General features: G+C 56.6%; 9 protein-coding genes. All 9 read right to left on the bottom strand.

Annotated features, from left to right (window positions below):
• Window positions 1-38: 38 nt before the first annotated feature.
• The 9 genes from AB1S56_RS12255 to metH all read right to left on the bottom strand — a co-directional run bounded on the left by AB1S56_RS12255 (window position 39) and on the right by metH (window position 13,132).
• Window positions 39-1,652, bottom strand: coding sequence for a protein kinase (locus AB1S56_RS12255; RefSeq protein ID WP_340867465.1), 1,614 nt, complete (start codon window positions 1,650-1,652; stop codon window positions 39-41).
• Between the two features lie 133 nt (window positions 1,653-1,785).
• Window positions 1,786-2,802, bottom strand: coding sequence for an SAM-dependent methyltransferase (locus AB1S56_RS12250; protein ID WP_340867466.1), 1,017 nt, complete (start codon window positions 2,800-2,802; stop codon window positions 1,786-1,788).
• 54 nt (window positions 2,803-2,856) lie between these two features.
• Entirely contained in the window at window positions 2,857-3,198 is a 342-nt protein-coding gene (locus AB1S56_RS12245) for a cyclic-phosphate processing receiver domain-containing protein (RefSeq protein WP_340867468.1), read from the bottom strand.
• A gap of 15 nt (window positions 3,199-3,213) precedes the next feature.
• Complete coding sequence (locus tag AB1S56_RS12240) at window positions 3,214-4,068, bottom strand: DNA-formamidopyrimidine glycosylase family protein (RefSeq protein ID WP_340867469.1); 855 nt, start codon at window positions 4,066-4,068, stop codon at window positions 3,214-3,216.
• A gap of 48 nt (window positions 4,069-4,116) precedes the next feature.
• Window positions 4,117-4,920, bottom strand: a complete 804-nt coding sequence (locus tag AB1S56_RS12235) for a TIGR01457 family HAD-type hydrolase (protein WP_340867991.1) — start codon at window positions 4,918-4,920, stop codon at window positions 4,117-4,119.
• 2 nt (window positions 4,921-4,922) lie between these two features.
• A complete protein-coding gene (locus AB1S56_RS12230) occupies window positions 4,923-6,257 on the bottom strand; it encodes a ribonuclease H-like domain-containing protein (RefSeq protein ID WP_340867470.1) in 1,335 nt (444 codons plus the stop codon).
• Window positions 6,254-8,542, bottom strand: a complete 2,289-nt coding sequence (locus tag AB1S56_RS12225; RefSeq protein WP_340867471.1) for a DEAD/DEAH box helicase — start codon at window positions 8,540-8,542, stop codon at window positions 6,254-6,256. Before AB1S56_RS12225 ends, AB1S56_RS12230 begins: the two co-directional genes overlap by 4 nt.
• 105 nt (window positions 8,543-8,647) lie before the next feature.
• Complete coding sequence (gene rnz, locus AB1S56_RS12220; RefSeq protein WP_340867472.1) at window positions 8,648-9,604, bottom strand: ribonuclease Z; 957 nt, start codon at window positions 9,602-9,604, stop codon at window positions 8,648-8,650.
• Between the two features lie 87 nt (window positions 9,605-9,691).
• Window positions 9,692-13,132, bottom strand: a complete 3,441-nt coding sequence (gene metH / locus AB1S56_RS12215; protein WP_340867473.1) for a methionine synthase — start codon at window positions 13,130-13,132, stop codon at window positions 9,692-9,694.
• Window positions 13,133-13,186: the final 54 nt, after the last annotated feature.

Below are 13,186 nucleotides of genomic sequence, written 5' to 3'. Positions count from 1 at the left end.
GGAAAAGTCGAAATGCAAGGAGACCAGGAAGTAGGGCGTTACTCAACAGAGCTGCTAACCGCCTCACAAATTTTGGATAAGGGTTTATTCAGCCTGTAATCCAGAACCGTATGATCGTGAATCCACTTTCCGCTCCAAAGCATGCCCAGCAGGGCATCCTGCGGAAGCAGGGGCACCGACGCCAGAGGCGGCTCCGGGAACAAGGACAGCCATTCCTGTCTGCCCTTGAACCGTACGTCCTTGTTCGCGATCCAGTGCAGACGGCCGTCGCTTGCTTTCAGCTCCTCCCCCAGCTTGATCAAGCGCTGAAGGGCTCCCACCTGCCACTTGGCAATAAAGGGATCCCCCACCGCAATGACATGCTTCGACTGCCGAAGCCAATACATGGCGTGCCGATCCTGCCAGCTGCTCGAAAAATCAATAACGGTTACAGCCTGGCTATGCTGTCTCAGCTGCTGCTCGAACTCTCTCGCCGCTTGCTCGGCATCGCCCCCATAGTTCGTCTGCCGGGCCAGCCATTTGGCACGGCTGCGGCCGCTGCGCTTGGACGGCTTCTCCCTATAAGCCACGGCTCGATCCAGCTCCTCTGCTTCATGCCTAACCTTCGCGGGCAGCAGCTCCGTCCATTCCGGCGCCACGCCAAAATATTCAGCGGCGGTCACCTCGGCGCCTCTCCTGCTCAGCATGAAGGCAAGTGAAATGGAGAGGAGTGTCGCGCCTGCTCCAGGCGCGATAGATAGAACACTTACAAGGTGAGGCTTGCGAGCGTTTGCGCGGCTGCGCCAGTCCTTTGTCCTGTCCAGACTGGCGCTGCCATAGGACGTGAAAGCTCGCAGCGCTTGATCGACAGCCTGCATCGTCTGGTAGCGATGCTGGGGCACCGGCTGGAGCATGCGCTCCAGCACGGAGCCGAATGCCGGAGGGTAATCATCGGGCAGCCCCACCATCCGGCTATGTCTGCCCACGCTGGCCTCCGCGCCCCTCACCGCCATGACTGAGCCGCCTGTCGCCATATGATAGAGCAGTGCCCCTAGGCCATAGATATCAGTTCGAACGTCGCTTTGCGTCCCCCGCTGCTGCTCGGGAGCGGCAAAGCCAACCGTGCCAAGCTGTACAGTATCGAACGCCTGACCCTCCTTGTAGCGCCGCGATATGCCGAAATCGATCAGCTTCACGCGGCCCTCCCGGTCAATCATCACATTGGATGGCTTCAAGTCCCGATGAATGATCGCAGAGGGCTGTTGGTGCAAATAATGCAGAGCTGAGCAGAGCTGCAGCCCGATATGCAGCAGCTCGGGGAACGCAAACCCGGAGCACGCGCTTTTCATCATATCTGCCAGCGATTCCCCTTCTACAAGATCCATAATCAATATTTCATGGCCATCCATTTGCTGCGGCGAATAATAATCCGTAATCAGCGGAAGGTTGGGATGATTTAATCCCATTAACGTAACGGCCTCCTCTGAATATACGCTTTCCCCAAGCTGCCCCCTTGTTACCTTCATCGCTCTCAGCGTGGAGCCGAGCTTCAAATCCTCCACGGCGTACACAATGCCCATGCCGCCTTGACCAACCGCTCGAACTACGCGGTACCGCCCTCCAATAACCGTGCCCTTCTCCCAAATGCCTTGCGATGGGCTGACTCCTCTCATGGCGCGCCTCCGTTAACGAAAGAAAAGCACCCCGAAATCGACTGCCGCAGGCAGACGGTTTCGGGATGCTTTCCCTTCCATGATTATAAGCTTTGTTCATTGTAGCATATTGGCTGAATTCCCAACAATAGAATCATTTTTTGCGCAAATGAAGCGTAATTTCTTCGCGATTATGGAAGAGCTGCTTCGCCTTCCTTACATGGAATGCGGTGGACAGCCGCTCCATCACCTCGCGAATCGTCTGAAGCGGCTTGCGATGCATCAGCTTCACAGTGACTATAGCGTCCGCGCCCTCCTTCAGACTTTCCTTCAGATCCAGCACTAGACGGCTCATGAGCATCGGGCTCCAGCTCATATCGCATACAAGCAGGTCGAAGCCTTGAAGAGGCAGCTTCGCGTCGGAAGCGTTCTGCTTCAGATGAGTAAGCAAGGGATGCGACAGGAGCGAAGGGTGCATATCAGCGGGATCAATGGCGGTAACCCGAAGACCTCTCTCCAGCAGGAGCGACGTCCAGCCGCCTGGTGCGGCGCCGATATCAACGGCCGAGCGATAGTCGCTGTATTGCAGTCCAAATGTCCGCTCCGCTTCAAGCAGCTTGAACTTGGCGCGAGACACCTGGCCCTCCTCCCGCTGGAAGCGGACCGCGCCGCCGGGCCAATCCGACAGCATGTCCGCAGGGGGCGCAAAGCCGACATAAAGCTGATCGTCCGCCGCATAGATGGAGATAACGACCTCCGGCTGCTGCACAACCGGCTCGGCATCCCATTCCTCCAGCACGGCGTCTAGCAGCGCCTTCGTATCCGACGCGGAATAATGAAAGGCGGATTTCACGTTTCTCCGAATATGGACCGCCGTCCGCTTGTCCATAAACATCAGTCTCGCGTTCCGTATCATCTCAGATAAGCCTTCCAGATCAGCAGCGCTGCCGCTTACGCGCATGGATCTGTCCACCGGCTGGATATGCCTGAGGAAGATAGGCTCTCGCTCGCGGATCAGCGCAAGCACCTCCTCACGCTCCATGGGGCATTCCATCATAAAAACTTCGCCAGCCGCGAGCTGTGTGAAGCTTGCGCCCGGCAGCAATCTGCGAAGCTCCTCTATCGCGTAGGGGGCATAGGTTTGATTCGACGTACCGATCCATTGACTCACAGTTGTACTAGCCTCTTTCATCGTTTAGTAAATACAGAGCAGCATACTGCAGCCTCAGCCCCCCGCGTTGCTTGCAATTTGCTCCAGCAGAGCCTGCGGCATGGGTCCCCCGAACAGCTGGCATTGCGCCGGCACATGCTGGGACAAATGCTGGTACATGTGCCCCTTGCCGGCCGCGCTGGAGGTGTGCAGATAGATGCGCTTCGGGTATCGCCCGGCATCCGTCAGATAGCGGACAACATCGAAGCCCGTTGGCTGCCCCCAGCCTAAGTCGTAGTCCAGCGAAAGGATGTCAATCCTCTCATGACGGATTAACAACTTGCACTCCTCGGCCGTACGAGCTAATACAAAGCCCGCCGGGCAGCTTCGATAATCGTCCAAATAGACGTGAATCATGAGACCGCCTCCTCGTTATTGCGGCACTGATGACGCTTCCGGCTCCTTCGGAGTGGTGTCGCCTTGACAGCCTTCGCATACGTACGCCTTGCGGCTGCCGACGGCAACCCTTCGGACCGTTCCCCCGCATCGGTAGCAGGCTTCCCCTGCACGGCCATATACCTGAAGGCGCTCCGAATAGCCGCCTGTTATAATATCGCCTTCGAACATCGGAGCTTTGCCAACCCCTCCATGCGATATCGCTTCCCGAAGCACATACACAATCGCCTCATACAGGCTCGCCCATTCTTGCTCAACTAATGACGACACCTTGGCCTCCGGCCGGAGCCGGGCTTCGAATAGAATTTCATCGGCGTACACATTGCCGATGCCTGTCAGCAGCCTCTCATCCAATAAGGCGGTTTTGATGGAGCTTCTTTTTTTGGCGAAGCGCTCCATAAGACGGCCGGCGGTCAATCGCTTGTCTAGCGGATCCATACCGAACGCTTTCATATAGGTTTCAAGCGCCTTGACAGACAGAATAGAGAAGTCCTCTGGCAGCAAGCCATACAGCGACAATCGCCGTTCCTGGAATTCCAGGGTAAGAGACGGAGCTCCGCGCTCTTCCCCATCCGTTATAAAGCCGCTGTATACCGTCACACCCTCACTGACCTGAATCATAAGGCGTTTCCCGTTGTCGAGATGGAATACCAGATGCTGGGCTCTTCGTTCCACGAACCAAATCGTTTGGCCGACGACGTCTTGTACCAGCGATTGAGCCGCATCGGCTTCGATCAGCTCGTTATGGATATGCATAGCTGTAATCTGGGCTCCCGCATAACGCTCGGCGAGCATCGCCCGATAGATGTCTACCTCCGGAAGTTCCTGCATATAAGCTTTAATCCTCCCTGCGTGTGCTTCTGTTCCTTATCCAATCCCTTAGCTGCGTCTGCCGAGCTCCGCGATCAGTTGATCCAGGCTCTGGCAGATGGAGTCTGGCTTGCAGCCGGCTGCTTCTATATAATGCTCCATATTGTCCGCATTTGTCAGGCCCGTCAGCAGCAGCATCGTGCCGCAGCCAGCCGCAATGCCAGCCGCGATGTCCGTAGCCACATTGTCGCCGATCACCCAGGTTTCATCCGCGAGTGTGCCAAGCCTGCCTAGCGCATAGTTCATCAGAATGTCTGAGGGCTTGCCTATCAGCGTTGGCTTAACGCCTGACGCAGCCTGCAGCATAGCGCCAATAGAGCCCGCTCCCGGCATGAAGCCGCCGGCCGTTGGCAGCAGAAGATCAGGATTCGTCAGAATAGAGCCTGCCCCTCCTCGTATGAACGTCACTGCGCGCGCCGCACGTTCATAGGTCAGCTGGCGATCGATGCCCTGCACGACGTAATCCGGCTCCTTCTCTGTCAGATGCAGTCCAGCGTCCAGCAGAGCGGTGCACAGACCCGATTCCCCGATGACGAACACGGATGCTCCCGGCGATGTCTCTGCAATATGCCCCGCGGCCGCCTGAGCGGAAGTGCATACATCCTCCGCTTCAGCCGGAATACCCATTCCGACCAGCCTGGACGCAACCTCCTCCGGTGTTGCCGATGAATTATTGGTCACATATAAATACGGAATGCCATTCGAGCGCAAATAACCGATGAAACGGTCCGCTCCTTCAATTCGAACATGGCCATGATACAAGGTGCCGTCCAAATCAATTAACAGGCCTTTGGCCGTTGCAATAGATTTCATCATTAAGCCTTCTTTCTCGCTCTCTCCAGCTCAAGCTTCCTTACCAGTCTTGACACCCGGTTCTGCAAGGCTGCAAGCTCGGCTGCAAGCTTCGCCCCCGGTCTGCCATAGCCCCTGCCAAGGCGCCACCGCTCCAGCGCCCCGTTCGCGAATGCGAGAGCCGTCTCCAGCCGCTTGTCGCGGTGCTCATAATACATCGCCAGCTCTACACAGGCTTCCCCCGCATCCTCATGCTCCCGTTCTCCCGCATGTGCGATGGCTTTCTGCCACAATAACACAGCACGTTCCCAATTTCCAGCTTTCTTATCGGCAGCCGCCAGCTTAAGCAAAGATGAAGAATGGGCCGTTTCCGATGAGACGACAAGGGCGAAGAGCTCCTCCGGCAGCCCGGCGCGTCCCATCCTGCTGAGCCACAAGCCTGTTCTGACCAGCTCCTCCGCTTCAACGGGATAAGGAATGCGCTGAAATATTTGCTCCTGCAGTAGAAATCCGAAACGAATAGACAGGCAGGCGAGCGACATCAGATCCAGCTCGTTATGCCGGAAGACACCCTCCAGCGGCGCGGGGTCACCGTCACTCAGAAATTGAAAATAGAGCTGTGGCGCAAGCGAGCCCGGCACATCATTCTCGCGCTCAATCCCCAGTCGTTCCTCTTCAATATGGCTCAGCTTGCAGGATGTAAGCGTGTTCCTCCATATCGATCGCGAAGGATGCAAAAAATCGAGATGCCGCGGCTGCCAAGGCGAAGAGCCGATGGCATTCATAATCATTCGATTAACGACCAGCGGCCAGTCGAACGTCTTCCCATTATATGTAGCCAAATAAGAGAAATTGCGAAGCTTGTGCTGCAAATCCATCAGCATCGCAAACTCCTCCGCGGGATGGCGAATTAGGGATTGCTCTATGACAAAAGCTTCGTTCTTCTTATAGGCGATTCCGATCATAAACGGTACATTGCCAGCGCCGACTCCAAGACCCGTCGTCTCCAGATCGAGGTACAGAATGCTCTCCGCCGAAGGCGCGCCTGCCCCTTCATGGAACGCCTCCAGCCCGGCAGCGGCTTCAAGGAGCTCACCCAGCTGATGTGTGCCATGACGATAGGCCAGCGGATACACGGTTCTCCGAACCAAATAAGAGCCCCACTCTGTCTGGCATAGCTGTACGTCATAGGCCGCGAATCCGGGATGCAGCGCCTCGCCATCCCTAATAGTCTGCTGCGCCGAAGCTTCCGCCGCCCCATCAGCCTGCCCTTGCCTCAGCGAGTCATCGGCAGACGATTGGACAGCTTCCCCCGATGCTCCCTTCAACCGATTCATACGCTCACGCAGACCGCTCATGCCGATCCACCCGCCTCGCGAAGCAGCTGAAGCGCCTGCTCCTTGCCGAGCAGGCCAACCTCCTCGATCGGCCCGACGCAGGCCGGACAGCCGCTGAGGCAGACGCAGGCTGTAATCATGGATTGCGCATGGCGGATCAGCTCATCATGCACCTCGTACAAGCGTTCGCTAAGGCCGATACCCCCGGGATACCGGTCGTAGAAATAGATTGTCGGGCGCTGCGAATGGACCGCCTTCACCTGCGGCACGACCCGGATGTCGAAGGGATCGCACATCAGATATAGCGGCGCGATATGCACCAGAACGTTCGCGATGCCCAGCAGCGCGTGCTGCATCTCGTTTTTGCTCTTGCGGGCTGCCGCCTCCTCGCTGAAGGAGAACCAATATCCGCTTGTATGAAGCTCCTCCTCGGGAAGGTGGATAGGCCCAGAGCCGATATTTTCATGCGTGCGCAGCCGAATTTTTTTGAAAATCGTCGCTTTGGCATTTACGGTCAGCTCACCGTATTGGCGCAGCAGCTCGCCTGTCTCCTGCTCCTTGTCAACATGCAGCACCTTAAGCTCCACGGCCAGGTTGGCATCGGTATAATAATCGACGTCCACCTCTCTGACATACGCCTTCTTCTCGGGATAGTCCAGCTTCTCGACCTGGAACTGCACGCCTTCGTGAATATATATCGCCTCTTCGTGAATCAAGGTTGGCGCGCTGAACCGGTCAACCTCTCCCAGCACCCGATGCTCGCTTGTTGTCCTATCAATAATAATGAAGTTCTCCTGTGCCGCAGAACGCAAGGAAATGCCATGCGCGGGGAAGGACTGCTCCATCCAATACCAGCGGCCTCCCGCGTGATGCAGCACCTTCTCCTCCACCAGAAACTCCATCATATCCTCAAGCCGTTCCTCTCCGAACGTCTCGCCTTCCCGGAAGGGAAGCTCATACGCCGCGCATTTCACATGATCAATCAGCACCAGCAGGTTGTCGGGATGGATAAGCGCCCGCTCCGGTGGATGCGCGAAGAAGAAGTCCGGATTTTGTATCATATATTGATCCAGGGGATTGCTGCTCGCCACCAGGAAGGTGACCGAGCTTTCCTGCCGTCTCCCCGCGCGGCCGGATTGCTGCCAGGTGCTTGCGATCGTGCCGGGGTAGCCGTTCATGACACAGGCCTGCAGCTGCCCGATATCGATGCCAAGCTCCAGCGCGTTTGTGCTGACGACGCCGCGAATTTCTCCTGTTCGCAGCCCCTTCTCAATCTCGCGCCTCAGCTTAGGCAGATAGCCGCCGCGATAGCCTCGGATCGTCTTGGCGTCCAGCTTATCGCGAATCAGCTCCTGCAGGTAGGTAAGCAGCAGCTCCACGCGTACCCGGCTACGGGCGAATACGATCGTCTGCACACCCTGCTTGAGCAGCATCGCGGCCAGCTTCTGCGTCTCCAATACGCTGCTGCGGCGAATGCCCAGTTGCTTGTTCACAACGGGCGGGTTGTACATGACAAAATGCTTTTCGCCCATCGGCGCGCCATTGTTGTCCACCAGCACCGCCGCCTCGCCGATCAGCCGCTCCGCATGCTCCTTTGGATTGTCGATCGTCGCCGAGGCGCATATGAACTGCGGGCTTGAGCCATAGAATCGGCATATCCGCTTCAGCCTGCGAATCACGTTCGCCACATGGCTGCCGAATATGCCCCTGTAAGCGTGAACCTCGTCGATGACAATAAACTTGATGTTTTCGAACAGCTTCACCCATTTGGTATGATGAGGCAAAATAGCGGAATGCAGCATATCGGGATTGGTCACCACGATATGACCCGAATTGCGAATCGCCGTTCTGACTGTCGGCGGCGTGTCTCCGTCATAGGTATGGGTCTTGATGCCGCTGTCCATCAGATCAGCCAATACCTGCAGCTCCGCAACCTGATCCTGGGCAAGCGCCTTGGTCGGGAACAGATAAAGCGCGCGTCCCTCCTCGTTCTGCAGAATGCTCTGCACGACCGGCAGGTTGTAGCATAACGTCTTCCCGGACGCCGTTGGCGTGACTGTTACAACATGGTGTCCCCGCCTGACCGCCTCATATGCGGACGCCTGATGCGAATATAGCTTGTCGATGCCTCTCATACGCAGCGCTTCCCGCCACGCAGGCTCCAAATCCTCCGGCAGCGGAGCGTACACGGCATCACGGGAAGGCAGCGTACGCCAGTGCGTCACGTTCTCCATTAATTCACGATTCGATCTAAGATGCTCCAGCCACTCCTCCAGACTGGACGCTCGTCCTGTCCACTTGTTCATCGCCATCTCCCCCTTCTGCCGCTCTCCCGCTGCCAACCGATATTCCATATGGATTCGAACTATATTGTACAGAATATATGTTCGCTCGGCAATGCCCTTGGCGTGTTACACCAACGTTTCGCCGTTTGACTTATGCCTTCTTGGAATCTCCAATGAGCTGAGGTCCTTCGCGGCAGTCACATTGGGGAACACGGCGGCTGCCTCAGTCTCCAAGCGCTCAAGCTCCTCATTGGCATATCTGCCGCTGAAGTGGGTCATGACCAGCCGTCTCGCCCCTGCGTCTCGTGCAGCGTAAGCCGCTTCGATTGTCGTGCAATGGCCGAATTCATGCGCTTTCTCCTCCAGCCCTGCGGCAAACGTTGCTTCATGTACGAGGACATCCGCTTGAGCGCCCAGCGTGAGCGCCATTGCGCAGGGGCTGGTATCGCCTAACAGCGTAACAATCCGTCCCTCCCATACGCCATCCGTAACCTCGCTTGGCTGAACAACCTTGCCGTTTGCCAATGTTACCGCCTCGCCGCCCTTCAGCTTCCCGAACATCGGTCCCTGCGAGACGCCCAGCGCTTTGGCCTTCTCCGCCAGCAGCGGGCCCGGTGCATCGGCTTCCACGACCCGGTAGCCAAAGCAGGGCACGCGGTGCCGAAGCGGACCCGCTTCTACGGTTATCGTCTCATCGACGCAAATCGTACCGTGAGTCTCTTGAAGCTCCTGAATCGTAAGCTCGTAGTCCAGACTGGTGCCCGTTAGCTTGAATACCGTGTCCAAGTAAGCCGCAAGCCCGACAGGGCCGTATACCGTCAGCGGGGTAACGCCTCCATCGAAGGAGCGCGTGCTGAGCAGACCGGGCAATCCATACACGTGATCGCCGTGCATGTGCGTAATAAACACCTTGTCCAGCTTGCTCAGCTTAAGCGGAATCTCCATAAGCTGATGCTGGGTCGCTTCTCCGCAATCAAACAGCCACCAAGCTGAATCGGGCTCAGGCAGCTGAAGCGCGATCGACGTGACGTTCCGATGCTTATTCGGTCTCCCGGCACCGGTTCCCAAAAACCACAACTTCATTATTTAACGCCTCGCTTCCAGGATAAGAAGGAGCCCTCCGCGCTCGATTCCCGGAATCGATTGTCGGAAGGCTCGGTTACGGTTGCCTTATACCTTCTCTACATTAAAATATTGTGCCTCCGGATGGGCGAATACCATAGCGGACACCGAAGCCTCAGGCTCCATCATGCAGCCTTCCGTCAGCTCGACCCCGATATCGGCAGGCTGCATCAGCTCGAACAGCGGCTCCTGATCCTCCAGATTCGGACAGGCCGGATAACCAAACGATACGCGGATGCCCTGATAACGCGCGCCGAGACGCTGCTTCATCGTCATATCCGCTGGGTCGGGATAGCCGCAAATGTCGCGCATCATATGATGGACGCGCTCCGCCAGACCCTCCGCTACCTCCAGCGCAACGGATTGGAGCGCATGGGAGCGAAGATAATCGCCCTTGTCCTTCCATTCGCCGGCCAGCTCGCGAATGCCCTCTCCCGCAGTCACTACTAGGAAGCCGACGTAGTCCATCACGCCGCTCTCCACGGATTTCAGGTAGTCCGCCAGACAGAGATAAGGCTCTACCTGCTGGCGAGGGAATGAGAATCGTTTAATTTCCTTGGCAGGGTCCTGCGGGTCATAGATGATGACGTCGTTGCCGGAGGACTGCGCCGGGAAGAAGCGGTACATGCCATGAGCCTTCAAATAGCCTTGCTCGCTGCCTTCCTTCAGAATGGCGTCCACCGTTTCCTTTAACTGAACCGCCTTCTCATTGCCATCGGCTAGCAGCTTGTCGACCGTTCCCTTCAGTCCCAAATGATGGCCCAGCAGCATCTGCATATTGACATACGGCACGATGTGCGGAATCGGCACATTGCGCAGGATATGGCGCTCCAGATCCGGCGGGGCGAACACCGGCGCATCCGGGCTGATCTTCGATCGAACAGCGCGCGTCAGCTGAGGCATGACCTTCGTTTCCTCCAGCTCGGTTGCGGCAGCGGCTTTGTAAGCCGCAAGCTCCTCCTCAAGCGTTCTCCGATGGTTCGGGTCCATCAGCTTGTTCGCGATATCCAGTCCATCCATGGCATCCTTGGCGTAGAGCACCAGACCGTCATATTCCGGGCCAATTCTTGTTTTGGTGAACTTCCTGGTCAACGCCGCGCCTCCGACTAGAATGGGAGCGTCAATGCCCGCGTTTCGCATATCCTGCGCGGTAATCACCATCTGCTGCGCCGATTTGACGAGCAGGCCGGACAGTCCGATGGCATCCGCTTTTTCCTTGCGGTAAGCTTCAATCAGCTGCTCCGGCGGCACCTTGATGCCCAGGTTAATGATTTTGTACCCGTTGTTAGAGAGAATAATCTCCACCAGGTTTTTGCCGATGTCATGCACATCGCCCTTCACCGTCGCCAGAATGATCTTGCCCTTCACCGACGACTCCGATTTCTCCATAAACTGCTCCAAGTGGCTGACGGAGGCCTTCATCACTTCAGCGCTCTGCAGCACTTCGGCAACAATCAGCTCGTTGTTGTTGAACAACCGGCCGACCTCCTCCATGCCCCTCATGAGCGGTCCATTAATTATTTCCAGCGGCGCGTATTTGTTAAGCGCTTCGTCCAGATCAGGGATAAGCCCTTCCTTGGTGCCCTCTACGATATAAGAAGCCAGGCGCTCCTCCAAGGTCAGGTTAGAAATCTTCTCCTTCTTCTCCACCTTCTTGTTACGGAATGCCGCCACAAACGCCGCCAGCGTCTCGTCATTGGTATGATAGATCAGCTCTTCCGCAAGCCTGCGCTCCTCCTCAGGGATGGACGCATACCTCTCCAGCTTCTCCGTGTTCACAATCGCATAATCCAGACCGGCTTTGGTGGCATGGTACAAATAAACGGAGTTCAGCACCTCGCGGCCGGCATCCGGCAGGCCAAACGAAATATTGCTTAGGCCAAGAATCGTTTTGGTCTCGGGATATTTCTCCTTGATCATGCGTATGCCCTCAAGCGTCTCGACAGCCGAACCAATATATTGCGGATCGCCGGAGCCTACCGGGAACATATTGGGATCAAAAATAATGTCCGACGGATTTAAGCCGTATTTTTCCGTGAGAAGCTTGTATGAACGATCCGCCACCTCCAGCTTCGCCTCGCGGGATACCGCCTGTCCCCGTTCGTCAATCAGAATCATAACAACGGCGGCCCCATAACGGTGAATCAGAGGCACAATCTTCTCGAATTTGGATTCGCCGTCCTCCAGGTTAATGGAGTTAATGATAGCTTTGCCCTGGGAATACTTGAGACCCAGCTCAATAATATGATCGTAGGTGGAGTCCAGCATAAGCGGCGCTTTAATCTTCTTCACAACCTGAGGCAGGAACTGATGAACGGCATAAGCCTCGTCAATATCCGTATCCTGCAGGTTGATGTCGATGACATGGGCTCCGCCCTTCACCTGCGCGCGTGCAATTTCGGAGGCTTCATCGAATTTCTCTTCCTTAATAAGCCTCTTGAACTTGCGCGAGCCGGAGATGTTCGTTCTCTCGCCAATCATGATGGGGCGATTGTCCGCTTCGATGAACACCGTGTCGATGCCCGATACGGCATCCGGATGGGAGCCCAGCCTCGTGCGTGGCGCGTACCTGGCCATCGTCTCCGCCATCGCGCGAATATGATCAGGCGTCGTGCCGCAGCAGCCGCCCGCTATGTTCAGCCAGCCTTGCTCCGCAAAGGCGGACATCTTCAGCGCCAGGGATTCCGGCGATTCATGATATTGACCGTTTTCGTCCGGCAGACCGGCGTTCGGGTAGCAGCTGACAGCCGAGCTTGCGATTTCGCTCAGCGTACGAATATGGTCACGCATAAATTCAGGGCCCGTGGCGCAGTTCAGTCCAACCGAAATCGGCTTCAGATGCTCAAGGGATATGTAGAACGATTCAATCGTCTGCCCCGCCAGTGTGGTCCCCATTGGCTCAATGGTGCCCGAGATCATAATCGGCACCTCTCTGCCAAGCGTCTCGAACGCCTTGCGGATGCCGATGCTTCCAGCCTTGACGTTCAGCGTGTCCTGGGAGGTCTCCAGCAGCATCGCGTCGACCTGTCCCTCCATCAGAGCAAGCGCTTGCTCGTAATAGCTCTCCACCAGCTCATCGAATGTAACCCCGCCTGTAACGGACAACGTTTTGGTCGTAGGCCCTATCGCGCCCGCTACAAATCGCGGTCTGTCCGGCGTGCTGTATTTGTCGCAGGCTTCCCGGGCCAATCTTGCCGCGGCAAGATTGATTTCTCTCGCCTTCTCCGGGATATCGTATTCCGCCAGCACCACGCTTGCCGCGCCGAACGTATTGGTCTCCAGGATATCCGCTCCCGCTTCCAGGTATTGCTCGTGAATAGAGGAGATGACGTCAGGGCGAGTCAGGACCAGCATTTCATTACAGCCGTCCAGCTCCGCCCCCCCGAAATCATCCTCCGTCAAATTCGCCTGCTGAATCATTGTACCCATTGCGCCGTCCAGAATGAGAATACGCTCCTTCAGCAGCTGTTCTAACGTAGTAGTCGACATAGTGCTACACCCTTCCCGAAATCATTACATTATAGTCTAACAGAATCGAACAAG

It is taken from the genome of Paenibacillus sp. PL2-23 (genome assembly GCF_040834005.1).
Classification (GTDB): Bacteria; Bacillota; Bacilli; order Paenibacillales; family Paenibacillaceae; genus Pristimantibacillus.
Note: the sequence above shows the minus strand (reverse complement) of the source record. Positions and strands in the feature narration are given on the sequence as shown.